The 24,060-nt window shown below is 59.6% G+C and carries 18 protein-coding genes; 5 read left to right on the top strand and 13 right to left on the bottom strand.

Annotation, left to right across the window (positions count from 1 at the left end):
* The first annotated feature begins 71 nt into the window (after nucleotides 1-71).
* Both BCA01S_RS15235 and BCA01S_RS34895 read left to right on the top strand, forming a co-directional pair.
* Nucleotides 72-2,516 (top strand): TonB-dependent receptor, encoded by a 2,445-nt coding sequence (locus BCA01S_RS15235; RefSeq protein ID WP_027777639.1) that lies wholly within the window; start codon nucleotides 72-74, stop codon nucleotides 2,514-2,516.
* Nucleotides 2,517-2,570: 54 nt separating this feature from the next.
* On the top strand, nucleotides 2,571-4,088 hold the full coding sequence (locus BCA01S_RS34895) for a PepSY-associated TM helix domain-containing protein (RefSeq protein WP_042318681.1): 1,518 nt from the start codon (nucleotides 2,571-2,573) through the stop codon (nucleotides 4,086-4,088).
* Between the two features lie 42 nt (nucleotides 4,089-4,130).
* Here BCA01S_RS34895 and BCA01S_RS15225 read toward each other — a convergent pair whose 3' ends face one another.
* The 4 genes from BCA01S_RS15225 to BCA01S_RS15210 form a co-directional block, all read right to left on the bottom strand.
* On the bottom strand, nucleotides 4,131-4,463 hold the full coding sequence (locus BCA01S_RS15225; protein WP_027777638.1) for a DUF2322 family protein: 333 nt from the start codon (nucleotides 4,461-4,463) through the stop codon (nucleotides 4,131-4,133).
* Nucleotides 4,447-6,459 carry an NHL repeat-containing protein gene (locus BCA01S_RS34890; RefSeq protein ID WP_244145993.1) on the bottom strand — a complete coding sequence of 671 codons (2,013 nt, stop codon included), beginning with the start codon at nucleotides 6,457-6,459 and terminating at the stop codon, nucleotides 4,447-4,449. The genes BCA01S_RS15225 and BCA01S_RS34890 overlap by 17 nt, the downstream gene beginning before the upstream one ends.
* Nucleotides 6,460-6,540: 81 nt before the next feature.
* Nucleotides 6,541-7,182, bottom strand: coding sequence for a DsbA family oxidoreductase (locus BCA01S_RS15215; RefSeq protein WP_027777637.1), 642 nt, complete (start codon nucleotides 7,180-7,182; stop codon nucleotides 6,541-6,543).
* Between the two features lie 118 nt (nucleotides 7,183-7,300).
* Nucleotides 7,301-8,299 carry an SDR family oxidoreductase gene (locus BCA01S_RS15210; protein WP_027777636.1) on the bottom strand — a complete coding sequence of 333 codons (999 nt, stop codon included), beginning with the start codon at nucleotides 8,297-8,299 and terminating at the stop codon, nucleotides 7,301-7,303.
* Between the two features lie 169 nt (nucleotides 8,300-8,468).
* Between BCA01S_RS15210 and BCA01S_RS15205 the strand changes: the two genes are divergently transcribed.
* Together BCA01S_RS15205 and BCA01S_RS15200 are read left to right on the top strand one after the other, a co-directional pair.
* Entirely contained in the window at nucleotides 8,469-10,304 is a 1,836-nt protein-coding gene (locus BCA01S_RS15205; protein WP_027777635.1) for a thiamine pyrophosphate-requiring protein, read from the top strand.
* 124 nt (nucleotides 10,305-10,428) lie between these two features.
* Complete coding sequence (locus BCA01S_RS15200) at nucleotides 10,429-11,013, top strand: glutathione binding-like protein (protein ID WP_027777634.1); 585 nt, start codon at nucleotides 10,429-10,431, stop codon at nucleotides 11,011-11,013.
* A gap of 79 nt (nucleotides 11,014-11,092) precedes the next feature.
* Here the strand turns inward: BCA01S_RS15200 and BCA01S_RS15195 are convergent, their stop codons facing one another.
* Both BCA01S_RS15195 and BCA01S_RS15190 read right to left on the bottom strand, forming a co-directional pair.
* Entirely contained in the window at nucleotides 11,093-12,193 is a 1,101-nt protein-coding gene (locus BCA01S_RS15195) for a lactonase family protein (RefSeq protein ID WP_042318678.1), read from the bottom strand.
* 41 nt (nucleotides 12,194-12,234) lie between these two features.
* On the bottom strand, nucleotides 12,235-13,785 hold the full coding sequence (locus BCA01S_RS15190; protein WP_027777632.1) for a methyl-accepting chemotaxis protein: 1,551 nt from the start codon (nucleotides 13,783-13,785) through the stop codon (nucleotides 12,235-12,237).
* A 288-nt stretch (nucleotides 13,786-14,073) separates the two neighbouring features.
* Here BCA01S_RS15190 and BCA01S_RS15185 point away from each other — a divergent pair, with 288 nt between their 5' ends.
* Entirely contained in the window at nucleotides 14,074-15,747 is a 1,674-nt protein-coding gene (locus BCA01S_RS15185; RefSeq protein WP_027777631.1) for an FAD-dependent oxidoreductase, read from the top strand.
* Nucleotides 15,748-15,750: 3 nt separating this feature from the next.
* On the opposite strand, the gene BCA01S_RS15180 is transcribed toward BCA01S_RS15185, so the two are convergent.
* The 7 genes from BCA01S_RS15180 to BCA01S_RS15150 form a co-directional block, all read right to left on the bottom strand.
* Nucleotides 15,751-16,443 (bottom strand): OmpA family protein, encoded by a 693-nt coding sequence (locus tag BCA01S_RS15180; RefSeq protein WP_027777630.1) that lies wholly within the window; start codon nucleotides 16,441-16,443, stop codon nucleotides 15,751-15,753.
* A 45-nt stretch (nucleotides 16,444-16,488) separates the two neighbouring features.
* A complete protein-coding gene (locus tag BCA01S_RS15175) occupies nucleotides 16,489-17,253 on the bottom strand; it encodes a flagellar motor protein (protein ID WP_027777629.1) in 765 nt (254 codons plus the stop codon).
* An 89-nt stretch (nucleotides 17,254-17,342) separates the two neighbouring features.
* Nucleotides 17,343-18,578: a Crp/Fnr family transcriptional regulator gene (locus BCA01S_RS15170; protein WP_027777628.1), complete on the bottom strand. Its 1,236-nt coding sequence runs from the start codon at nucleotides 18,576-18,578 to the stop codon at nucleotides 17,343-17,345.
* 233 nt (nucleotides 18,579-18,811) lie between these two features.
* Complete coding sequence (locus tag BCA01S_RS15165) at nucleotides 18,812-19,663, bottom strand: carbohydrate ABC transporter permease (protein WP_020068273.1); 852 nt, start codon at nucleotides 19,661-19,663, stop codon at nucleotides 18,812-18,814.
* Between the two features lie 10 nt (nucleotides 19,664-19,673).
* Nucleotides 19,674-20,645 (bottom strand): carbohydrate ABC transporter permease, encoded by a 972-nt coding sequence (locus tag BCA01S_RS15160; RefSeq protein ID WP_042318676.1) that lies wholly within the window; start codon nucleotides 20,643-20,645, stop codon nucleotides 19,674-19,676.
* A 78-nt stretch (nucleotides 20,646-20,723) separates the two neighbouring features.
* Nucleotides 20,724-21,977 (bottom strand): ABC transporter substrate-binding protein, encoded by a 1,254-nt coding sequence (locus BCA01S_RS15155; protein ID WP_027777626.1) that lies wholly within the window; start codon nucleotides 21,975-21,977, stop codon nucleotides 20,724-20,726.
* Nucleotides 21,978-22,065: 88 nt separating this feature from the next.
* Complete coding sequence (locus BCA01S_RS15150; RefSeq protein ID WP_027777625.1) at nucleotides 22,066-24,051, bottom strand: beta-galactosidase; 1,986 nt, start codon at nucleotides 24,049-24,051, stop codon at nucleotides 22,066-22,068.
* Nucleotides 24,052-24,060: the final 9 nt, after the last annotated feature.

The raw sequence follows: 24,060 nt of genomic DNA, 5'->3' as shown, positions 1-24,060 counted from the left end.
GCATTGACCGCACTCGTCGCATCCATCGACGGCGCGCGCGATCGTCCGTTCAATGCATCAAGGAAACTGTCATGTTCATCTTCGCGTTGCGAAGGTTGCCCGCCCGCGTCCGCTTCGAGCGTGGCGCCGGCGCCGCCACTCGTGCGGTCCACACCTTTCGGGGTTTCACATTCGCGCGATTGCATTGCGCTTCATTTGCGTCGTATTTGCACGCATTGTTCCCGGCCGCTGTGACGGGCCTGGCAGGGTTCGCGGCGTTGTCAGCGTCGCCCGCTCGTGCCGATACAGTTAGCGCCGACACCACGCTGCCCACCGTAAGCGTGAGCGCGAATAGCGCCGCCGATCAGAGCGCTGCGACGCGCGCGGTCGATCCAAATCTGCCCGCCACGGTTGAAACGGTTACGCGCGATCAATTCTCCAATTGGAATGTCGTCAACACCGAAGACGTGTTGAAGTACATGCCGAACCTTGCGGTCCGTAAGCGTTTTATCGGCGATCTGAATTCGATCATCGCAGTGCGCGGCACAAGCAACACACAGAGCGCACGCGGTCTCGTCTATGCGGACGGCCTGCTGCTCAGCAATCTGCTCGGCAACAGCTTTTCCTTTCCGCCTCGCTGGTCGATGGTCTCTCCCGACGAGATACAGCGAGTCGATGTGATTTACGGCCCCTATTCCGCGCTATATCCGGGCAATTCGCTCGGCGCAACGGTGCTGATCAGCACGCACATGCCGAAGAAATTCGAAGCCGAAGCCGACGTAAAAGCATTCACCCAGCATTTCAGTCTCTACGGCGTGAATCGCAATTTCAACGGCAGTGAAGCGAGTGCTTCGCTAGGCGACCGGATCGGCAAGTTCTCATATTCGCTGGGCGTGAACCACCTGGAAAACACGAGTCAGCCGCTGCAATTCGCCACACTCGCCAAATCGGGCACGCCTGCAAGAGCAGGCGACACGCCCGTGACTGGCGCCTACTTTTACAACAACCAGACCAATACACCGACGGCCATACTCGGCATTAACGGCGAAGGCATTGAACATACGGTGCAAGACCAGTTCAAGCTGAAGATGCAGTACGACTTCACGCCGACACTGCAAGGCGGTTTCACGCTGGGCTATTGGCACCAAACGTATAACAGTCAGACGTCGAGCTTTCTGCGCGACGCAAACGGCAACCCTGTGTACAGCGGAAAGGTAGCCATTGACGGATACGAGTACACCGTTCCAGCAGCCGCCTTTGCGCCGAGCCTCGGACATAGCGAGAACTGGCTATACGGCGTGTCGTTGAAAACGCGCCATGCGACGGGCTGGAATGGCGAGGTGATCGCATCGTATTACGACGTGGGCGATAACGTCGCGCGTCTCGCCAATTCCGGGGCGGCCGGCAATGGCGCGGGCACCGTCACTCTCGGCGACGGTACCGGCTGGAAAACGCTCGATCTGCGCACCACTTACACACCGGCGTCGACGCAGGCGGGGCTGGCCAATCACGCGCTCAGCTTAGGCTATCACTACGACAATTACTTTCTCGACAACGAAAGCTATTCGACGCTCAACTGGCGCGATGGCGCAACCGCTGCGTTTGCCAACTCATTCGCCGGCAAGACGCAAACTCAGGCGCTGTACGCACAGGATGCATGGCGCTTCCTGCCGCGCTGGAAATTCGTGTACGGCATACGTTACGAAGACTGGCATGCATACGACGGATCGCAGTCCCTGCCCGGTACCACGATCGCGCTGAGCGACGCGAATCAGCGGCACTTTTCGCCTAAAGCTTCTGTTTCGTTCGACGTGAGCGACGACCTGACGTTGCGCGCTTCAATTGGCCGCGCATATCGGTTTCCAACCGTCAGCGAATTGTTCCAGGGGCAAATCAATGGCTCGTCAATCGTCAATAACAATCCGAACCTCAAACCGGAAGACGATCTCTCGAAAGAACTGACAGCCGAATGGGCGCACTGGAATGGCATCTTCCGCTTCTCGCTGTTTCAGGACGACGTAAAGAACACGATCTTCAGCCAGACGGACACGACCGTGATTCCAAGCGTGACGAACTTCCAGAACATCGGCAAGGTGCGCTCGCGAGGTGTCGAAACGGGTTATGCGGGCGAGAACGTATTCATGCGTGGACTGGATCTGCTTGCGAGCGTCGCTTATACGCAGTCGAAGATTCTCGCCAACGCGCAAAACCCCGCAAGCGTCGGCAAGTACTTTTATCGCATTCCATTGTGGCGCGCGAACATTGCAGCGACCTATCGCTTCGACGAGCGTTCGGCATTGACGCTTGCCGCGCGCTATTCAGGCCGCCAATACAACACGCTCACTAACACCGACACGAATCCGGACGTATTCGGCGGCACGAGCTCATACGCAGTGGCGGACGCGAAGTTCACGTTCAAGCCCACGAAGCTTAGCGAAGTGGGCATTGGCGTGGATAACATTTTCGATGAGCGCTACTACGTCTATCACCCGTATCCGGGCCGTACCTTCTACGTGGAAGCGAAGCTGCGCATGTAATGCGCGGCGCCGCGCAAATCCGGAAGAACCAGATCATTTTTGCAGGAGGATTCCATGTCCACCACCATTCAGCAAAATGCTGCATCGGGCACTACGACCAACAGCAGCGGCTATCGCACGCTGTGGCGATGGCATTTCTATGCCGGAGTGTTCGTGATGCCGTTCCTCGTCGTGCTGGCAATAACAGGCACGCTGTACTGCTTTCAACCCCAGATTGAACCGCTGCTTTATCCGCAGCTTCTCGTCGTCGAATCTCGAACCGCACCGCGTATGCCAGCCGACGTACTGCTGGCGCGAGCGCGGGCTGCGATGCCGACCGGTTCCGTTGCGGCGACCACCGTTATCCCGGACACGCCTGAGCGCAGCATGGAATTCATCTTCCGTCTCGCGGATGGAGAAAAGCAAAGCGTATATGTGAATCCGTATAACGCAGAAGTACTCGGCACGTTGAGCGTCGAGAATCGCTTCATGCAGATCGACCGCATGCTCCATCGCAAGCTGTTGCTGGGCAAGCCGGGCGAGTTGCTGATGGAGCTCGCCGCATGCTGGACACTCGTGATGATCGGCACCGGCGTTGCGCTGTGGTGGCCGCGTGGAGCGACGCGGGCACGCGATGCGCTGGTTCCGCGCCTCACACTGAAAGGCCGCCCGTTGTGGAAAAGCGTTCACGCGGTGATGGGCATCTGGCTCGCACTCGGCGCGCTGGCATTCGTGTTGACGGGTCTTCCATGGTCGGGCTCGTGGGGCAAGCAGTTCAAGGCACTCGCGAGCGCCGCCAATCTCGGCGCGCCGCCCGGCACCTGGGGCGGCTTGCCGTTGCGCTCCGTGCTGCCCGTCGCGGCGCGCGGCGAGGCATCCGCGAACACGACGGAAACAAAGACTCATGCAACACACGTGGGGCACGACATACAGGCCGCGCAGCAGGACTCGATGCCCGGCATGGTCATGGACGACCTGCCGTTGCCGCAAACGCCGTGGGCCGTCGGCAATGCGCCTGTGCCTGCTTCCGCCGATGAAGGAACAGTGCCTCCGCTACCGCTCGGGCGCATCGTCTCGCAAGCGGCGGCGCTCGGCGTGACGAGCGGCTACAACATCGCGTTGCCCACATCGGCAACGGGCGTGTACACCGTCTCTTACTTCCCGGCCGATCCGCAAAAGGAACGCACCATTTATATCGACCAGTACAGCGGCGCGGTGCTCAAGGACATTCGCTATGCCGACTACGGCGCAATATCGAAAGCGGTTTCCTACGGCACGTCATTGCATATGGGCCGTTATTTCGGCGTTGCCAATCAGATCTTGTCCGCCACGATCTCGCTCGGTCTTGCGATGATGGCTGCAACCGGCTGCGTGATGTGGTGGAAGCGCAGGCCGCAGCGCTCGCTCGGAGCGCCTTCGCGGGAGAGAGCCGCACCGCCGATGCGCGGCTGGAAGACCGGCCTCATCATGCTCGGCATCGTCTTTCCGCTGATGGGCGCCACGCTGATCGTAGTGTGGCTCGGCGACCGCGTACTATTCGGACGTGCTTCGCGGCGCGAGAGAGTTACACCGTATGAGTCGGTGGAACGGTAGCACTGTGCGCCCGAAAGACTTTCAAGCGCATCATAAGCGGATTCAGGCAGCCTGAATAACGTCGATGCGCAAAGCCGGCGCGCCTGCTGCAATCGCGAGAAGATGATCGACATTCGGATGCGCGCCCGGGCGGTTGCGCGCGTCGGCGGTATGTTCGCCGAACACCGCGAGACCATGCTCGGCCGCTTTTGCGTCGAGCGTGCCGAATGTCTGCTGCAAATAGTTGTACACCGCAAGCGAGCCCTGCTTGCCCGGCTTGTTCTCGATGCTTGCCACCACCGTGCCTTGCGCGTCGATCAGATCGATGCGTACGATACCGTCGATTGCGGGCATTTGCGCAAGGTTCTGTTTGAATACGTCACTCGCCTGAATCACTGAAACCACTCCTTTTAAGCAGGGAAAAATTGCCACGAGGGCCGTATCTTATCCGATAGCCCCGTTGCATCGCGCCCGCCCACGGGGTCCAGCGGTAAACGATAATGCTCGACCCGTTGTAGTTGTCTTTTGTGACCACGTACTCCCCGCTCGCTCGCACAAACGCGCGAAGTCCGTACATCGAATCGACATCGTTGCCGACATCCACCGTACCGGGACTGTTGTTGATTAGCGTGGTGTCCAGTTGGCCGGTGGTGAGATTGAACGCGTCGATGTTCGGCACCGTATGCACGTACCCGACGAAAAGATAATTGCCCGCTGCCGTAATCGACTTCGGATTGGCACCGGTGAGTTTGATCACCGGCTGCGGCCGCGTGGTATTGCCCGCACTCCAGCCGTGATAAACCTCGATGCGCGATTGAATCGCCGTCCAGTCCCAACTCCCGGCAACGCCTTGCGCAAGAATCATCGTGTCGCTCTCCGGCAGATAGATGATGCGCGTCAACGGCCGGATACTCAGCGGAATGGAAATCGTGATTGCCGGTCCCCACAACGGTTTGCCGTTTCCGTCGAAACCTGTGAGCGGGTAGTGATAGATATGATTGGTCCTGTCGAGACCGGCCCACACATCGCCGCGGCTATCGATGCAAAAGCCCCCCGTTATCTTCACCGTCGTGTTGAACGCGGTCCCCGGAATCGATCCGTCAGGTATCGCAATGTAGCCGCTCGCCGCGTTGAAATGATAGAAGTTGAAGGTATCGGGATTCTGACCTGACGCAACCAGAATACGGTTTCCGCCCACGCTGACGAGTTGACCGAAGTGCTGCCCGCGCTGGGTGTCGTTAATGTTCAGTCGCGGGTCTGAAGGATAGGTGAACGGATCGACGGTATTCGCAACGAAGGTGCCGCCCGCGCTGCCCGTATAAATGTGCGCACCGCTGTAAAACCAGGCGCCGTCTGTCGTGGGATCGGGCGCTGCGACGGCCTCAAAGTTCAGTGCCTGCAGTTTCCATTTCAGATTGCCGCCGCTGTCGTATGCATGCAGATCCGTCGGGCCGTTGCGGCCGAGGTCCCAGCCGCCGCCCCACGGATTGTTCAGCACATAAAGGGTACCGGCTGCGTCTTTGCCAATGCCCGCCACACGCGTGAAGCGCTTGTCGCCAACCTGTCCTTTGATTCCCGTCGTCGTGTCCAGATAGCCGCCCTGAACACCGAACGTGCCGGCCAATGTCGGCGTGCCCGCAACGTTGTAGATCTTGATGTTCATGTCGGGCCCTTCGTCGCCGACCATGAGTCGTCCCGTCGACACATCGAAATAAAGTGCCGACGGCCGCGATGCGGCAGGCATCTGGATCGTGCTCAAAGGCGCACCGCCCGCACTGAATTCGGATACGACACCTGCACTTTTTCGCGCCACCCACAAATTGCCCGCGCTATCGAGCGCAAGCGCGCCTGGAGCGGCTACGCTAATGTCCTGCTGCCAGACGCCGTCGGTTGTATAGACGCGGACACGGTTACCGTAAAAGTCGCTGACGTAAAGCAGCGTGCCTGCCGTGGCGAGCCCGGTGATGACATCGGCGTGAGGTATGCCGGTCCACACGCTGACGGGAATACGAAGTTCGAGCGCTTTCGTCGCGCGGTTATAGCGTCCCACGGAGCCGCTGCCAAACGACCTGTTGTACTGCAACGCCGTAAAGATGGACGTCGCATTGCCTGTTATCGCGCTGCCCTGAAAGTCCGCGTGGGTGCCGATCGAGCCGATGCTCTGGCCGTTCTGATAGATGGCCACACCGCCCTCGTTCTCGTCCCACAGCGACGACGTGTAAATCACTCCTTCGGGCGCAACCCACATCGAGCGCGCGCCGTTGCCGACGTGCGCCGCGAGCGTGCCGTAGGTATTGGCGAGCCAGTCGGTCGTGTATTGCGCATGGCACACGCAGGCAAGCGCCATCAGCACGAAGCCGAACAACGCGGCAGCGATCCGCTTTGTGATCATCGACGATTGCCTCCAGCGGTACTTCGTTTGCGTCACAGCGCGCATGACTGCGTGCGGACATTTAAATTCCGGAGTGCCGGCTTACGCCTCGGCGAGAATCTGCTGGATGACCTGCTCGAAGGTCTCGACAGGTTGGCCGCCGCTCACCAGGTAGCGGCGATTGAAGATGATCGCAGGTACCGACTGGATGCCATGTGACTGGAATTCCTCTTCTTCCGCGCGGACCTCGTCGGCGTAGTCGCCGCTTTGCAGCACGTTGCGCGCTGCATCGGCGTCCAGTCCCACCGCTTGAGCTGCTGCGACGAGCACGTCATGGTTGCTCGGGTCGCGGCCCTCGGAATGATAAGCGCGCAGCAATTCGAGCTTGAGCGGCAACTGCTTGCCTTCGAGACCGGCCCAATGCAACAGGCGGTGCGCATCGAAAGTGTTATAGACATAAGTGCGCGGTCCGAAATTGAAGCCGACGCTTGCGCCGCGCTCGCGAATCATTTCCTGCGTCTGCGCAATCTGCTCGGGCGTGCGCCCATACTTCTTGCCCAGATAGTCGACGATCGCCTCGCCCTCGGGACCCATTTGCGGGTTCAGTTCGAACGGATGCACAACGATCTGTGCATTTACGGCATCTCCCAGGCGCGCCAACGCGAGTTGAAGCGAGGAAAGGCCGATGGCGCACCAAGGGCATGCGATATCGGAGACGAAATCAATTGTGAGCGGTTGGGACATGGCTTTCCTAAAGGCGATGGGGTCACAGGTCGAGACAGTCGGAGACAGGCATATTGTTACCGATCCCGGCCATTCACGTCTCCCAGCGCGGCAAGGAACACCGCTGCACGCGTGCGCGTTATGCGCCTCGGCTCTTTTTGATCAGCAAACCGATGCCGCCAGCGATCCCGATACTGGCCAAAGCGCATAAAACGCCGCGGTGCCGAACAGCCAACATTTCCCGGCTAGCCGGTTTCGACTCGCGGTCAAAACGCCCGTGCGCGCCAAAATCGCCGGGTACTGGATCGAAAAGATTGCTGGGCGCGTCGGGGCTGAGCGGTTCGTCGGTGAGTTGTCCCTCGTAGCCCGCCTTTGCCAGATATCTGTCGAGCAATCCCGGCGCAAAGCGGTTTGCAAGAATTGCTTTAGCCGTCGGAAAGCCCACCCATATCTGGCGCCGCTTATGCGTTGCGGCGAAATAGATGGCACGTGCGGCCACTTCCGGCTGGAAAATAGGCGCGACCGGTTTTGCCTTCCTGCCCATCTTGTTGAGCGCCCAGTCGAATTGCGGCGTATTCAGTGCCGGTAGATCGACCATGGTCAAATGCACATTGAGCCGGTCGTGAATGATCTCGGAACGCAGCGCGTCGGTGAAGCCGCGGACCGCGAACTTCGCTCCACAATAAATCGACTGCAGCGGCACCGAGCGATACCCAAGCGCGGAACCCACGTTGACGATAGTGCCGCGATTGCGCGTACGCATCCGCGACAGCGCGGCCATCGTGCCATGCACCTGGCCGAGATAGGTCACCTGGGTACCTCGCTCGAATTCCTGTGCGGTAAGTTTCGACACGGGTGCAAAGACGGTGGCCATTGCAACGTTGACCCATACGTCGATAGGACCGAGTTCCGACTCCGTGCGCGTGGCGGCTTCTTCTACGCGTTCAGCATCGGCGACATCCGTCGGAATGGCTAGGGCGCGCACGCCATATGCACGCTGGATCTCGTCGGCGGCGCGCGCGAGCCGCGCCGGGTCACGCGATAACAATGCGACATCGTAGCCGTGCCGCGCAAACTCCTCTGCAGCCGCGCGTCCAACTCCGGCACCCGCTCCGGTCACGACGACAACTTTGTTCATGGCGATCCCTTGTGCTTCGTTCGCGCAGCACGTCTGCATAGCAGCGCAGCAAAAAGCGAGCCCACTAGATCTGCATGAGAAGGTGATTCTTTCTGCGTGAAAGAACGCGGAACGCGCTTTGCAACTCTGTCTGGATCGACATCATGATTACTTTTGTGAGGAGCTATCCATGTCCATCACCGTCGGCGACTTCATTATCGAGCGACTACAGGCGTGGGGCGTGCGCCGTATCTTTGGCTACCCAGGCGACGGCATCAATGGCGTATTCGGCGCGCTGAATCGCGCACAAACGGAGGCCAAAAAGCATCGCAAGACCACGGGTCAACCGGAGCCGATCGAATTCATTCAGGTTCGTCATGAGGAAATGGCGGCCTTCATGGCATCGGCCCATGCGAAATTCACCGGCGAACTCGGAGTTTGCATCGCGACGTCCGGACCCGGCGCATCGCACCTTGTCACAGGACTCTACGACGCCCGAATGGATCACATGCCGGTGCTGGCGATAACGGGTCAACAGGCACGTTCAGCGCTCGGCGGTCATTATCAGCAGGAAGTCGATCTCGTCTCTCTGTTCAAAGATGTCGCAGGGGCATTCGTCCAGCAGGCCACGGTGCCCGCGCAAGTGCGCCATCTCGTGGATCGCGCGATACGTACCGCACTTTCCGAGCGCAAGGTGACCGCGCTCGTTCTGCCGAACGACTTGCAGGACTTGCCTTACGAGCCGCCCGCTCGCAAACATGGCACGTTGCATTCGGGTGTCGGCTATCGGGCGCCGCGTCTCGTTCCACAAGCGGAAGATCTGCAACAGGCCGCGGACGTGCTCAACGCCGGCAAGAAAGTCGCGATACTCGTCGGCGCCGGCGCATTGCACGCGACCGATGAAGTGATCGCCGTTGCTGAAAAGCTGGGCGCGGGTGTCGCGAAGGCGCTGCTCGGTAAAGCCGCGCTGCCCGACGATCTGCCGTGGGTCACCGGCTCCATCGGTCTGCTCGGCACCAAGCCAAGCTATGACCTCATGACCGAGTGCGACACGTTGCTGATGATCGGCTCGGGCTTCCCATACTCAGAGTTCCTGCCGAAGGAAGGCGCAGCGCGCGGTGTGCAGATCGACCTGAAGGCCGACATGCTGAGCCTGCGTTATCCAATGGAAGTGAACCTTGTCGGCGATAGCGTGGAAACGCTGCGCGCGCTGCTGCCGTTGCTCGAACACAAGAAGGATCGCGAGTGGCGTAAAACGATTGAAGGCTGGACTGCCGACTGGTGGAAGGCGCTCGACAAGCGCGCACACGAGCCGGGCAAGGACGCGGTCAATCCGCAACGCACCGTGTGGGAACTATCGCCGCGCGTCCCGTCGAACGCCATTGTGACGAGCGATTCGGGCTCCTGCGCGAACTGGTACGCACGCGATCTGAAAGTGCAACGCGGCATGATGTGCTCGCTGTCGGGAGGTCTTGCGTCAATGGGCGCGGCCGTGCCGTATGCGATCGCGGCGAAGTTCGCTTATCCCGAGCGCCCAGTGATCGCTCTTGTCGGCGACGGCGCGATGCAAATGAACAACATGGCCGAACTCATTACCGTTTCGAAGTACTGGAAAGGCTGGGCCGATCCGCGCTGGATCTGCATGGTACTGAACAACCAGGACCTGAATCAGGTGACGTGGGAACAGCGCGTGATGGAAGGCGATCCGAAATTCGAGGCATCACAGGACATTCCCTCGGTGCCGTATCACAAGTTCGCAGAGTTGATCGGCCTGAAAGGCATTTATGTCGACGACGCAGAGCAGATGGGCGCCGCGTGGGACACAGCGCTGGCCGCCGATCGCCCCGTCGTGATCGAGGTGAAGGCCGATCCGAACATTGCCCCGTTGCCGCCGCATATCACGCTGGCACAGGCCAAGGCATTTGCATCGACCTTGCTGAAGGGCGACCCGGACGAAGGCAACGTAATCGTGCAGACCGCAAAGCAGGTGCTTGGCGCAGTGCTTCCGGGTCACCACGACGGGTAAGTCGTGCGGCGCTGGCCAGTTAGCCATTACATGCCCCTACGAAATGACATAGCGGCCACTTCGTAGGGCATGCCGAATGCTGCCCTGAAGAGATCACCAACCAAAATATATGGAGGACCGCATCATGAAGCTCTATTACTCACCGGGCGCGTGCAGTCTGGCCGATCACATTGCCATGCATGAAGCAGGTATGGATTTCGACCGCGTGCGCGTCGACCTGAAAACGAAAACAACGGAGACAGGTCAAAATTTCAATGAAATTAACCCGAAGAGCTATGTCCCGACAGTGGAGTTCGACGACGGTCAACGGCTCACGGAAAACGTCGCAATTCTGTCATGGGTCGCACAACGCAAGCCGTCACTGTCACCGTCGGGCGAGCTAGGCACAACACGTCTGGTGGAGATGCTGGCTTTCATTTCAACAGAATTGCACAAGCAATTCGGCCGCGTATTCAAACCCGCGTCGAATGAAGAAGCGAGTGCCGCGCGGGAGAAGCTGGGCCAGCGTTTCCAGCTCGTTTCCACCATGCTGAAGGGCGACTATCTGTTCGGTGCAGAAGCAAGCGTCGTGGACGCGTACCTGTTCACAATGCTTCTATGGGCCAAGGAAGCGAACATAGAAGTACCGCAAAAACTCGCGGACTTTGCACAACGCATGCGGACGCGGCCCGCTGTACAGCTCGCGTTGAAACACGAGGGCATCGAATAAAGCAGCATGCCAGCGTTCGCCGCGGTCGGCGACGCGGTTTTGCATCGGCGGCTGCGAGCGGTCGCAGCCGCCGTGATATCTACTCGGCGTTCGAACCGTCAAACTGCACGATCTCGACCCAGTTCGCGCCCTTGCCCACCGGGTATTGCGCCAGCGCGCTCAACGCGCCGGTCTTCCGGTCGATCCTGTATGCGCTCAGGCTCGTCGACAATTGTCCGACCGCCAGCAGATAATTGCCCGACGGATCGACGTTGAAGCCGCGCGGCTGCTTTTCGGTGGCGTAAGTGCCGATACGTGTCAGCTTGCCCGACGCCCGCTCCACGCGATAAGCAGCGAGCGTGCTCGAAGTGCGTTCCGACGCGTACACGAAGCGGCCATCCGGCGTGATGTGAACATCGGCGCCCCATGGTTTATCGCCGGAAAAATTGGGCGGCAGAATAGAAATGCTCTGCACCGGTTTAGCCGAATCACGCTGATTGTCGAATGCGAGCACGTGCAGCTTGCCGTCGAGTTCATCGATCAGATAAACAAACCGGTGATCCGGCGAGAACACGAAATGGCGTGGCCCCGATTTGGCGGCAAGCGAATACGCGGGCGCGGCGTCTTCGGTCAGTGAACCCTTCGACGGATCGAACTTCAGGCGCAACCAGGCGTCGGAGCCGAGCACCGACGCGAATACGTAACGGTTATCGGGCGCGTTGCGAATAGCATGCGCCATTGGGCCTGTTTTGATGATCTGTTGAACGTCTTGCGCCACGCCATTCAAGTCGATGCTGTTCACGGCCAGCAGATTGCCGCCGTAAGAAGCAGAGAACAGGTAATGGCCGCGCGCATCGGTGGACACGTAGGCCATGCTTTCCGCGAGAGGCGCCTTGCCCAGTTCGCTGAGGCGGCCGTCGAGCGGATTGATTGCGAAGCTCACCACGCGATAAGGTTTCGAACGCACACCTGCGTAAAGCCGCAAGTGGTTCGGCGACAAAGCCATTGGCATGACGGTGCCGGCCAGCCCCACCGTCTCCACGGGCTTCAGTGCGCCATTCGATGTATCGAGGCTGAACACCGAAATGTCCTGACTGTCCGCGTTCGATACATACGCGTAGGTGGCCGCATGCGTAGCGGCGGACATCGTTACACCGGCTAACAGGATTGCGAGTGTACGTGAGACGGCTTTAACGCCCATGTTTATTTTCCGATCGAGTTGGATATGAATATCAACCTAAGTTAGCGGAGGCGGAATGCCGACACCGCATCGGTCATCGACTGGGCCTGATGCTCGAGAGCACTCGCCGCGGCTGCAGCCTCTTCAACAAGGGCCGCATTCTGTTGCGTCACCTGGTCCATCTGGCTCACGGCCTTGCCAACCTGCTCGATGCCCGCGGTTTGCTCGACGGTTGCCGACGTGATCTCCGCCATGATCGTCGCAACGCCTTGAACCGCTCCGACGATTTCGGTCATCGTGCGGCCGGCCTGCGTGACGAGTTCATTACCGTGCCGCACGTCATCTACCGAAGCGGAAATGAGCGACTTGATTTCCTGCGCGGCACTCGCGCTGCGCTGAGCGAGCGTGCGCACTTCGCCGGCAACCACAGCGAAGCCGCGTCCCTGTTCGCCGGCCCGCGCCGATTCCACAGCGGCATTGAGCGCCAGGATGTTGGTCTGAAACGCGATGCTGTCGATCATGCCCGTAATCTCCGCGATCTTCTGCGAGCTAGCGGTGATGGCGGTCATCGTCTGCACCGCTCGCTGCACGACGTCGCCGCCACGCTGCGCCACGTCGGCAGCGCTCGCCGCGAGCGTGCTCGCCTGGCGAGCGTTGTCCGCGTTCTGCTTCACGGTGGAGGTCAGCTCCTCCATGCTCGCCGCCGTTTCTTCGAGCGATGCCGACTGTTCCTCGGTGCGGCTCGACAAGTCGAGGTTGCCTGCGGCGATCTCGCGCGCGCCGCCGTGAATCGCCTCGCAATTGACACGGACGTTCGACACCGTTTGCGCGAGCCCGGCCTGCATGCGCGACATCGACAAGAACAACTGGCCGATTTCGCTCTTGCTGCCTTCAGGAATAGAGGTGGTCAAATCATTGCCGGCGATCCGGTCGAGCAGTTTCGACGCCTGCTGTAACGGGTGGATCACGATCTTACGCAACGCGAAGTGCGTGGCAACGATCAATGCGAGAGCAAGTGCGACGCCCGTGACGACCATCGTGACGATCCAGCCGTATTCACGTTCATTTCTCGCCGCGGACTCCTTCGCTAACGCGCCAGCAAGGTTCTGAAACTTCTCCACGTTCGCCGAATAGACCTGACCGGCGAGCGTAATATCGCGGTCGTTGATTGCGACATAGGCGTCGGTGTCGCCACGCTGCAGTGCGTCGAACGACTTCTTCAGTGTTGCGGCCAGCGCATTCGACGAGTCGACAAGCTGCTGTTTCAGCGCATCGTCCTGCCCCACGAATCGGGACGCCGACGCGAAAGCACGCGTTTCGACATCCGCGCGATCGAGGGTTCGCTGCGCACTAGCGAGTGCAGAATCGCGAGTGGCGAGATCGTTGCGCTCCTTTAGCGCCGCGTAAGCACGAGTGAGGGCTGCCCGGGTGCGGGTGCTGTCTTTGTAGCCGTCGTTGGCGAGTATCTCCTGAGTTGCAATCTCCTGGAGCCGTTGCGCATTCTCGTTCGAGCGGCCAAGCGCGAAGACACCCACCACGCCGCCAAACGTGATCATCGCGGCAAACAGGACCAGTACTGCGAGTAAGCTTTTTCTTACTGTGAAATCGCGCATGCTTTCCGAACCCGTTCATTGTCTGTTTCTCCCTGATTATTAACGGCAGATGATGCGTGAACTTGAATGTGACCGGCCCGCGCGGCATGCCATTGGCACTCCCCTGCATGCGCCGCCTTGCCCTGTCCGGCCTGACGCCGCTCTTTACTGGCGGACCGACTCTGGCGCACAATCTCAGCCGAAACCGCTGTCCATCGCCATTCCGATGATGCCGATTATTCGCATCGTCGTTCCAATCCGGCAGCGTAGCGACGTGCTGCACCGTGCGTCTTTCTAATTGGACACCTCATGAGCGACAAAACTTCTGGTAAGCGTGAAGATCTGCTGGCAGGCGGCAGCCGTCACCACCAGATCTTTCCCAGGCTGAACGACGCGCAGTTTGCGGTACTGGAAAGATACGGCGAGCGGCGCAAGCTGAGCGCCGGCGAGGTACTGTTCACCGAAGGCGATCGCCACATTCCGATGTTCGCGATTGTGTCAGGCACCATCGAGGCGACGCGCGGCAGCGGCGAGAACCTACATTTTCTGGGTACTCACGGGCCTGGCAGCTTTACCGGCGAAGTCGGCACGCTGGCCGGGCGCGGCGCGGTGGCGTCCGCACGCGCAACGAGCGATTGCGAGGTGATCGTGATCGACGAGGAATCACTGCGCGCACTCGTGGTTGCAGAAGCGGAACTGAGCGAGACGATCATGCGCGCCTATATCCTGCGCCGCGTCGCGTACATTCAGGATCAAAGCGGCGGCGTAGTCGTGATTGGCAGTTCCGGCTCTTTCCCGACACTCGTATTGCGGCACTTCCTGAGCCGCAACGCGCAACCGTCGGCATATTTCGACATTGCCGAGCACGAAGAGGCCAAATCACTGCTCGATCGCTACGGCGCGACTGAGGAAGATCTCCCGGTACTCGTCACGTTGCAGGGCACTATCCTCAAGCGGCCGACGAATCGCGCCGTGGCGGACGCGATTGGCCTGAGCCCCGACAGATTGAATGGCGAGCGATTCGACGTGGTGGTGGTCGGCGCCGGACCCGCCGGTCTTGCTGCGGCCGTGTATGCCGCATCGGAAGGACTGAGGGTTGCGGTTCTCGACACCAAGGCGCCCGGTGGCCAGGCGGGCACCAGCTCGAAGATCGAGAATTACTTTGGTTTTCCGACGGGCATCTCCGGCCAGGCACTCGCCGGACGTGGCCTGTCCCAATGCCGGAAGTTCGGTGCGGAAGTCGGTGTGCCGATCGAGGCACTCGGTATCGAATGCGACAAAGGACAGCCGTTCCATATCCGCCTGAATTACGACGAGCATGTTTATGCCCGCGCCGTTGTGATCGCAACAGGCGCGCGTTATCGCAAACCGGAGCTTGAGCGGCTCGAGCATTTCCAGGGTCGGGGCGTCTATTACAGCGCAACTTTCATGGAAGCCGCGTTTTGTGGAAATGAAGAACTCGTCATTGTCGGCGGAGGTAATTCGGCGGGACAGGCAGCGGTCTTTCTCTCCGGATTCGCCCGCCATGTGCATATCGTGATTCGGGGCGAAGGACTCAACGCAAGCATGTCCAACTACCTGATCCGGCGGATCGAAGCCGCGCCGAACATCACGGTTCACGTGCGAACGCAAATCGTCGCGCTAAATGGGGAAGAACATCTCGAATCGATTCAGTGGAACCAGCAGGGGCGAATCGAAGAGAAGGCTATTCGCCACGTGTTCCTGTTTCTCGGCGCGCAGCCAAGTACCGGATGGCTTGGCGACTGCGTCGAACTGGACAAGAATGGCTTTGTGCTGACGGGCCCCGATGTCGCTCACAAGTGGACGTCGGAACGCCCCGCGCATTTCCTAGAAACCAGCAGACCCGGCATTTTCGCAGTGGGCGACGTGCGCAGCGGTTCGGTGAAAAGAGTCGCGGCGGCCGTCGGGGAAGGCGCGGCCGCGATTCAGTCCCTACACCAGTACCTTGCGCTCGCACCGTGACATTCAATACTCGACGAGTATGGTGACGCGGCGATTCGCAGCATTGGCCGCCGCGTCGTTGCCGATAACCAGTGGAAAATTGTCGGCGCGGCCGATGGCGGCCATACGGTGCGCTTCAATACCCTTGTCGGCGAAGAAGCGCACGACAGCGCCTGCCCGAGCGGAAGACAGTTCCCAATTGGATTCGTACTTCGCCGTCGATATTGGCAAACTGTCCGTGTGTCCTTCAACCAGAACGTTGTTTCTCGCGCGCTCACGCAGCACCTTGCCGATCTGATCCAGCACACCGAACGATTCGGGCAAAAGACGAGCGTCGCCGGAATTGAACAGTACTTTCGCGTTAATCGCAATTTCCACACCTTGGGGCGTGTGCGAAATCGTGATCTGACGGTTGCCCTGCAAAGGCTCCAGCAACGAGAGAAGTTGCTTCTTCGCAGCTTCTTTTGCATCCGTTGCGGTAACGGGCGGCTGCACGTCGACAGCCTCCTTCACCGGGTGATATTGCAGCGTTTTGATTTGCAACTCGCTGTTCTTCGCGAGTTGCAAAACATACAGCGCGAGAAAGAGCACCATGAGCGTGGTGATCAGATCGGCGTACGAAAGCAGCCAGCGGTCCGACTGCTCGCCGCTATCGTGACCGTCCTGATGCGCTGTCTTGTCCGTCGGAAGACGCTTGCTGCCAGTCGATGTGCTCATACACGCGAGTCCGCTGTGAATTGATGCTCAGGCATTGCCGAGCCATTAGCCGAGCAGTTCGGCGGATCGTTCGCGCACGTCGCCAGCCAGGCGCGTTTCGATGGTGTGCGGCGATTCCTTTCGCGAGATGGCGAGCAGGCCGTCGAGGTACAAACGCCTGAAACGCAATTCGCTGTCCACCTGAGCGCGGATCTTTCCGTATAGCGGCAGAAACACGAGGTTGGCCAGGGCCAGGCCATACAGCGTTGCAACAAACGCGACCGCAATGCCCTGCCCCAATTGCGACGGTTCCAGCATATGGCCCGTCACCTGGATGAGGCCCAGCACCGCGCCCAGAATGCCAAACGTCGGCGCATAACCGCCCGCCTGCTGCCAGATTCGCGCGGCCGCCATGTGATTGCGCTCATAGGCATCGACCTCGCGTTGCAACGCATCTTCGAGCACTGCGGTCGATACGCCGTTTGCCAGCAGCTCAAGACCTCGCTTGGCAAACGGGCTAATTCCGTTCGCGTCGATCGACTCGAACACCAGCATGCCATTGAGTTTCGCCTGATCGCCCCATTCGAGCAGAACGGAAAGGCTCTCGCGATCCACTTGCCGCGCCTTGACAAAAGCAAAGCGCAATTGCTTCACACCGTCATAGAACCGAGCCCACGTGTTCTGGATCATCACGGCCCCGAAGGTGCCGCCTAGCACGATGACAAACGCCTCCAGCTGAAAGAGCGATGTGAAGTTGCCGCCCTCGAGCGAGAAGCCCGCGACGATCGCCGTCAGGCCGAACACCACGCCAAATATCGTCAAAAGATCCATACGTCCTCGCGACCGGCTGCAGCAGCCTGCGAATTACAGTTAAACGTTCAAGCGTTGCGCCCGGTGTTGCGGACCGGGCGCCGCAGGCGTCAGGACTCAGCCGGAGCAGTATTTGCCACGGGTGACTTCAGCGTTCGCACCGTGTCGAGGAACCGCTGCTCGATTTCGATGATCTCGACAGGGTCGATCTTGATCTCTCGACGCATGACCCACGACACCTCTTTCTTCCGGGCTTCCGTCATCACGGATTGCAGGCGCTCGTCAATCGGCTGCCCCTCCGACGCGGACAGCAGTTTCGCGAGGTCATAGGTATCGAAAGCACTCACCGCTTCGAACAACGTGCGCTGATCGACAAACTCGAGATCGTCGAGCGATTTCAACTCGCCTGCGCCACGCGCGTTGCGGCGCGAGAAGTAACTGAGACCTTTTTCCTCGACGTAGTTGAGTACCTTGGTCTTGCGGAATGCGAAGATGTCCTCGGCGATCTCCGCGTGAGAGAGCTTGTTCAGAATTACTTTCCGGTCGACGCCGATCAAGGCTTCCAGGTCGTCCAGTTCGATGAGTTCGAGTTCGCTGCCGATCGACACGTCCAGATCGTGGTCCGCCACCTGCTGCGCGCGTTCGGTGATTTTCACTGCGTCGAACGTGACGAGCTGCCGGCCCGCCGCGCCGTCACTTGCCGAATAGCGCCCAGATGTATTGTTCAGCCGCTCTGAGCGTCCCCCTTCGATGGACACGAGATTGAGCTTCTCCATGCGCTTGAGCATTGCCATCACATGCGGACGCGAATGGCCCGCTATCGCGTTGCATTTCTTGATGACTTCGGAAAGCGGAATCGAGATTTCCTCGTTTTGAGGACGGCGCGCGCGTCCATCGAATCTGTCGTTGGGTTCGGCTCCGGCCATCAACGAAAGAACGTGTGCGTAGGAAAGGACGCCGGGTAGAAAATCGGCATGTGTATTAGTCGCGAGAATGTCGTCTTTCTTTTTGACGCGACGGATCATGGTGCGCACGATATGGCGCAGCAGCGGCGAGACGCGCTCGAGTTCTTCTTCGACAATGCCGCCCGCGATGGCGGTAAGTTGGCAGAAGCTCAGTGCTTTCGCGGTGTGTGCTCGCGGTTCGGGCGGCAACAGCGCCGCTTCGCCGAAAAATTCGCCCTTGCCGAGCGTAGCCAGAATGACCTTTTTTTCATCGCACTGGGTGGAGATTTCGACTTTGCCATCTGCAATGACGTAGATCACTGCGTCACCCAGGAAGCCTTCTGAATAGATGACTTCCCCCGGAGCCGCCGTGCGCGTCCATGGCGTGCGTTGTTGGTTCAAGATTGGTACCCCCGATGAGCTTTTTGGTCCAGCGCGTGCCTTCGTCAAGCACGAGTCAGTTCGACGATCTGACATATTTCACTAGATAACGACAAGCCCATCCCAATCTTTAATGAGGGCAAACGCGACGGCAATCGCGCAAACGTTTGCCGCTCATACTCTCAACGCTCAATACGCGCTACTCGATTTGCTATTTTTCGTTCGTGCGTTTGCAAGGTCATCGGGTAGCCGCTTTAACCCTTCGTCGCGCCGAATGTCAAGCCTGCGACAAAGTGCTTCTGCATCGCGAAGAACATTGCGACGGAAGGCAACGCAGCGAGGATCGAGCCGGCGGAAACGAGGTTCCATGCGGTCGTCCATTGCCCCTTCAGCGCGGCCACACCAACGGTGATCGGCGCAGCGTCGTCGCCTTGCGTCAGGCACAACGCCCAGAAATAGTCGTTCCACACGAACGTGAACACGAGAATGGCCAATGCGGCGAGCGCGGGCCGTATCAGCGGAAGGACGATTCTGAAGAACACTGTCCACTCGTTCGCACCTTCAATCCGCGCCGCCTCGACCAGTTCGAACGGCAACTGCTTGATGAAGTTGCGCAAAAAAAGCGCGCAAAAACCTGTCTGGAACGACACATGGAAAAGAATCAGGGCGCTCACCGTGTTGAACACCCCTAGCTGCAACGACAGATCGCGTACCGGGATCATCAATACCTGCACAGGCACGAAGTTGCCCGCGACAAAAGTAGCGAACAGTGAGGAATTGCCGCGAAAGCGGTAGATTGCGAGCGCAAAGCCGGCCATTGCGGCAAGTGCAATGGAACCGATTACCGCGGGCACGGTAATCAGCACGCTGTTCCAGAAGTAATGCAGCATCGGCGAAGTGGTCAACGCCTCGCGATAATTGTCGAACAGCGCAAAATGCTTCGGCCATCCCCAATAGTTGCCCTCGCTGAGTTCTTCGCTCGAGCGTATCGATGTGACGAGCACTGCGATCATCGGTAGAAGCCAGATCAGCAATGCGATCGGCAGCGTCAGTTTGTAGACGCGGCGCGTTGCCGGTTTCCACTTGTCGATTGGAATTGGAAACATGGTTGGCTCCTTATTGCTCGGCGCGCAGCATCCGCCGCAGGTGATAAACGATGTACACCAGCATGATGCCGAACAGCACGACCGCCACCGCCGCCGAATAGCCGATGCGGTAGTACTTGATTGCCTGGTCGTACATGTAATAGGCGAGCACGGTCGAACTTTCGAAAGGACCGCCGCCCGTCATCACCGAGATCAGATCGAAACTACGCAATGCGCCGATAATCGTGACGACGATTGCCATAAAAGTAGTGGGCCGCAATTGCGGCAGGATCACATGCCACAGCATCGACCAGCCGCGTGCGCCCTCCATGCGCGCCGCCTCGATCTGTTCCGCGTTTAGCGAAGTGAGGCCTGTCAGATAAAGGATCATGCAATAGGCCGTTTGCGGCCACAGCGCGGCAAACACAATGCCTGGCGTTGCGTAGCGCGGATCGCCGAGTACCGGCACGCCGTGGCCGACAATCACCGCGAGCAGGCCGAACGTTGGATCGTAGAACCACGAGAAGATCAGCCCGACCACCACACCGGACAATACGAACGGCGCAAAGAAGAGCGACTTGACGATCCGGATACCGGCCACCGCCTGGTTCAGATACAACGCGACGGCGAGTCCCATCGGCGGTGCGAGCAGAAACAGCAGGAGCCAGATAAGGTTGTTCTTCAGCGCCGTGTAGAACGTCTGCGTATGGAACAGTTCGGTGTAGTTGGCGAGGCCGACGAAAGTCGGCTCCGTCATGCCGTCCCAGTTGAAGAAGCTCAGGCGGATTGTCGACAGAATCGGCCAGATCACATAAATGGCCACCATCACACAAGCGGGCGCGAGAAACAGAAAGGCGGCGCGTCGTTGACGCCGCGCAGTAGGCGAAGGACGACGCTCGCGTGCGTAGCCCCGCGTTGTGCTGCCCGACGCAGGCAGCGGCGAGCCGCCTGATTCAGCGGGACCGCCCACAGTATGACGAGTGACGGAATGCGACAAAATCATTCTCCATGCAGAGCTGTCGACATACAGTTGCTGCCGATCGGACACACCGGAAGGCGACCCAACGGCCGCCACCGCCCACTACTTCTTGTAAATGCGCTTGCGCGTCTGCTCCAGTTGCGCGAGCACGCTGTCTAGCTTCGTCGGATCGGAGACGAACTGCTGCATTCCCTTCATGCCTTCATCGGCCATTTCCTTCGTCATGTCGCGATCGTAGAACTGCGCAATGCCGCCTTTCGTATTGGCAAGAATCTGGAAGCCAATCTTGGAGATCGGATCTTCCGGCTCCGGCGACTTGCTATTCGCCGACAGCGACCCGAGACCGGCAGCAAGCTTCGCGCCGATTTCAGGCGTTTCGACAAACGCGAGGAACGTATGAGCGTCCGCCTTGTTCTTCGCCTTCGACGGGATATGCAGCGATTCGACCGGACCGTCTTCGGCGGTCGGCACATTGGCGTCGATGATCGGGAACTGGAAGTAGCCCATCTCCGGTTTCACATTCGGCGGGAAGCCTGCGGTGATGAAGGTGCCCATCAGCATCATCGCGGCTTTGCCCTGGAACAGGAACGGCTGCACCGAATCCAGATCGTAGGACAGGGAGTTGTCGATGAAATAACCCGCGTCGATCAACTGCTTCCACGTCGTATAGACCTTCTTCACACGCGGATCGGTGTACGCAATTTCACCCGCCATCAGCTTCTGATGAAACGCATTGCCATTCAAGCGGAGATCGAGATAGTCGAACCAGCCGGCGAGCGTCCATGCATCGCGGCCCGCCACGGCAATTGGCGTAATGCCGGCGGCCTTCAGCTTCTTGCAGTCGTCGAGAAACTGATCCCACGTTTTCGGTTCGCCAGAGATGCCGGCTTTCTGGAACAGATCCTTGCGATAGAACATGCCCCACGAGTAATACACCGTAGGCGCCGCAAATTGCTTGCCTTTATACGACGATGCTTCCTTCGTCGAGGCATACATGTCGTTCCAGCCGTTCTTCGCCCAGTCGCCGCTCAGGTCTTCAAAAAGGCCGCGCTGCGCGTAATACGCCATGCGCTCGCCGTCATGCCAGTTGACGATATCGGGCGCGACAGTGGAGAGCCAACCCGGCAATTGCACTTTGTACGCTTCTTCGTCGATAAACGACACCTTCACGTCGATGCCGGGATGCGCCTTCTTGAATTCATCCACAACAGACTGCCAGACCGCGCGCTGACTCGCCCCCTTGAATGCGATATTTGCGGTCAGCGTGCCGGCCTGCGCAGTGCTGACGACGGACGTGCCAAGAGCCGCCGCAGCGACCGCGAGTGCCAGCAGAACCTTGCGTGGTTTCATTTTCATGCTACCTGTCTCCTTTATTCCTGATTTTGCATCGTTGTCGTTACTGCATGGAATTCCGGTTTGCACATCGTCCCGCTCGCCGCACCCGTCATCCGGCTCGGTACACTGCCACGCCTTGTGGCTCGACAGCGCGTGAGCCGATCACAAATGCGTTGTCTGCCGCACCGGTGATCGTGTGCGCGGTGTCGCCGTAGTTAAACACGTAGGTCAGCGCGCCGCGCCGGCTAATGCGGACGCTTTCGCCGAGCTGCATCGTTTCGACGCCGGCGCGTTGTGCGATCTGCTCGAAGAGCCGGGTCGTCAGCGCGTCGTCGAACAAGCTGGCGAAGTAATGGAACGCACCGCTACGCACATACGCCGGGTGCCCGTCGGCGAAACGCGCCAGTACATCAAAAGAATTCGTCTCATTGCTTTCGATGAAGTCGCGCCAGTGACGCGCGGCGCCGTCTTCAACACTCGCGTCTTGCGTGCCGGAAAGCCGCACGGGCTCGGTCACGTTAGGGCGCATCGATTCGACGCGCCAGACACGCAGCGGCAATACATCGGCGAGCGCACCCGGCGGCAGATTCGCGGGAATCTGCAAGTCCTGAGTCTTCGAGCCGGTGCGCGGCCCAAGCACGACCTGCGCCCCCGAGCTTGCAAGGCGCGCGGCCAGATCAGCCGGCACGACCGGCAACGGCGGCACGACGATCAGGCTGTAGCCGTCGAGCGACGCGTCGACCGGCACGACGTCGACATCGAGACCTAACGCACGTAATGCCGAGTAGTACTCGAATGCGAAGCGCGGATAGTGAAAGTCCGCACCCTGCGGATGGATCTCGAACAGCCACTTAGCTTCATAGTCGTAGACGAGCGCTACTTTCGAACGGACCGCGGCATCGGCATGCGCATTCGCCGCGAGCACCGTGCGAATTTCCGAAGCCACTTGCGCGGCCTCGCTACCGCCGACATCGAGCCGGTTATCCGGCGTATTCAGGCCCGCGTGCATCTGCTCCTGCGCGAACGGAGCCTGACGCCAGCGGAAATACGATACGCAGCCCGCGCCGTGCGCGAACGCTTCCCAGCTCCACAGCCGCACCATGCCCGGCAATGGCGACGGATTCCACTGCGCCCAATTCACCGGACCCGGTTGTTGCTCCATCACCCAGAACGGCAGCTTCGACATGCCGCGATACACGTCGTGATTGAACGACGCGAAATCCGGATGACCGCTGCGCAGCCAGCGCGCTTTCACATCGGGCGCGAACCATTGTTCTTCCAGCGCGCCGAGCGGATAACTGTCCCAAGTGGCAACGTCGAGATCGGCAGCGACCTTGTAGTGATCGAACTCGGTAAAGAGCTGCATGAAGTTGTGCGCAACCGGCCGCCCCGGCGAATGCGCACGGATGATCTCGACCTGCATGCGGTTATAGCGCGCGACTTCGTCGGACGCGAAGCGCCGGTAATCGAGCCGATGCGAAGGATGTGCCTCGGTCACAGTCGCCACCGGAGCGTCGATCTCGTCGAAGCTGCGGTACTCCATGCTCCAGAACACGGTGCCCCACGCGCGGTTTAATTCGTCGATCGTTTTGTAGCGTGCTTTCAGCCACTCGCGAAAACGCGCCACCGCTGCGGGCGAATAACTCACCACCGTGTGATGACAGCCGAACTCGTTATCGGTCTGCCAGTACGCAACGGCCGGATGTTTGCCGTAACGCTCGGCAATTGCAGTGCAAATTCTCTGCGAGGCCGCGAAATACGATGGCGACGAGAAGTCATAGTGACGGCGCGAGCCGAACGCGCGCGGTCGGCCATCTGCGCCAATCGGCAAGATATCCGGATGACGGTCGATCAGCCACTTTGGGGGTGTCGCGGTGGGCGTGCACATCACGACTTGCAAGCCGGCGGCACCGAGTACTTCGATTGCGCGATCCAGCCACGCCCAATCGTATTCGCCAGGCGTCGGCTCGATGCGGCTCCACGCAAACTCGGCGATTCGCACCTGCTCGATACCGAGCGCTTTCATCCGGCGCGCGTCGTCTTCCCACATCGACTCGGGCCAGTGTTCCGGGTAATAACAGACTCCAAGGCGCATCCGAATGTC

The organism is Paraburkholderia caledonica NBRC 102488 (assembly GCF_000685095.1).
GTDB classification, from domain to species: Bacteria; Pseudomonadota; Gammaproteobacteria; order Burkholderiales; family Burkholderiaceae; genus Paraburkholderia; species Paraburkholderia caledonica.
Note: the sequence above shows the minus strand (reverse complement) of the source record. Positions and strands in the feature narration are given on the sequence as shown.

What these genes read in the sequence shown, in the direction of transcription:
- BCA01S_RS15160 (WP_042318676.1), bottom strand. Translation starts at nt 20,645, where the DNA reads ATGATTTTGTCGCATTCCGTCACTCGTCATACTGTGGGCGGTCCCGCT.
- BCA01S_RS34895 (WP_042318681.1), top strand. Translation starts at nt 2,571, where the DNA reads ATGTCCACCACCATTCAGCAAAATGCTGCATCGGGCACTACGACCAAC.
- BCA01S_RS15235 (WP_027777639.1), top strand. Translation starts at nt 72, where the DNA reads ATGTTCATCTTCGCGTTGCGAAGGTTGCCCGCCCGCGTCCGCTTCGAG.
- BCA01S_RS15190 (WP_027777632.1), bottom strand. Translation starts at nt 13,785, where the DNA reads ATGCGCGATTTCACAGTAAGAAAAAGCTTACTCGCAGTACTGGTCCTG.
- BCA01S_RS15185 (WP_027777631.1), top strand. Translation starts at nt 14,074, where the DNA reads ATGAGCGACAAAACTTCTGGTAAGCGTGAAGATCTGCTGGCAGGCGGC.
- BCA01S_RS15150 (WP_027777625.1), bottom strand. Translation starts at nt 24,051, where the DNA reads ATGCGCCTTGGAGTCTGTTATTACCCGGAACACTGGCCCGAGTCGATG.
- BCA01S_RS15210 (WP_027777636.1), bottom strand. Translation starts at nt 8,299, where the DNA reads ATGAACAAAGTTGTCGTCGTGACCGGAGCGGGTGCCGGAGTTGGACGC.
- BCA01S_RS15205 (WP_027777635.1), top strand. Translation starts at nt 8,469, where the DNA reads ATGTCCATCACCGTCGGCGACTTCATTATCGAGCGACTACAGGCGTGG.
- BCA01S_RS15180 (WP_027777630.1), bottom strand. Translation starts at nt 16,443, where the DNA reads ATGAGCACATCGACTGGCAGCAAGCGTCTTCCGACGGACAAGACAGCG.
- BCA01S_RS15215 (WP_027777637.1), bottom strand. Translation starts at nt 7,182, where the DNA reads ATGTCCCAACCGCTCACAATTGATTTCGTCTCCGATATCGCATGCCCT.
- BCA01S_RS15165 (WP_020068273.1), bottom strand. Translation starts at nt 19,663, where the DNA reads ATGTTTCCAATTCCAATCGACAAGTGGAAACCGGCAACGCGCCGCGTC.
- BCA01S_RS34890 (WP_244145993.1), bottom strand. Translation starts at nt 6,459, where the DNA reads ATGATCACAAAGCGGATCGCTGCCGCGTTGTTCGGCTTCGTGCTGATG.
- BCA01S_RS15155 (WP_027777626.1), bottom strand. Translation starts at nt 21,977, where the DNA reads ATGAAAATGAAACCACGCAAGGTTCTGCTGGCACTCGCGGTCGCTGCG.
- BCA01S_RS15195 (WP_042318678.1), bottom strand. Translation starts at nt 12,193, where the DNA reads ATGGGCGTTAAAGCCGTCTCACGTACACTCGCAATCCTGTTAGCCGGT.
- BCA01S_RS15200 (WP_027777634.1), top strand. Translation starts at nt 10,429, where the DNA reads ATGAAGCTCTATTACTCACCGGGCGCGTGCAGTCTGGCCGATCACATT.
- BCA01S_RS15175 (WP_027777629.1), bottom strand. Translation starts at nt 17,253, where the DNA reads ATGGATCTTTTGACGATATTTGGCGTGGTGTTCGGCCTGACGGCGATC.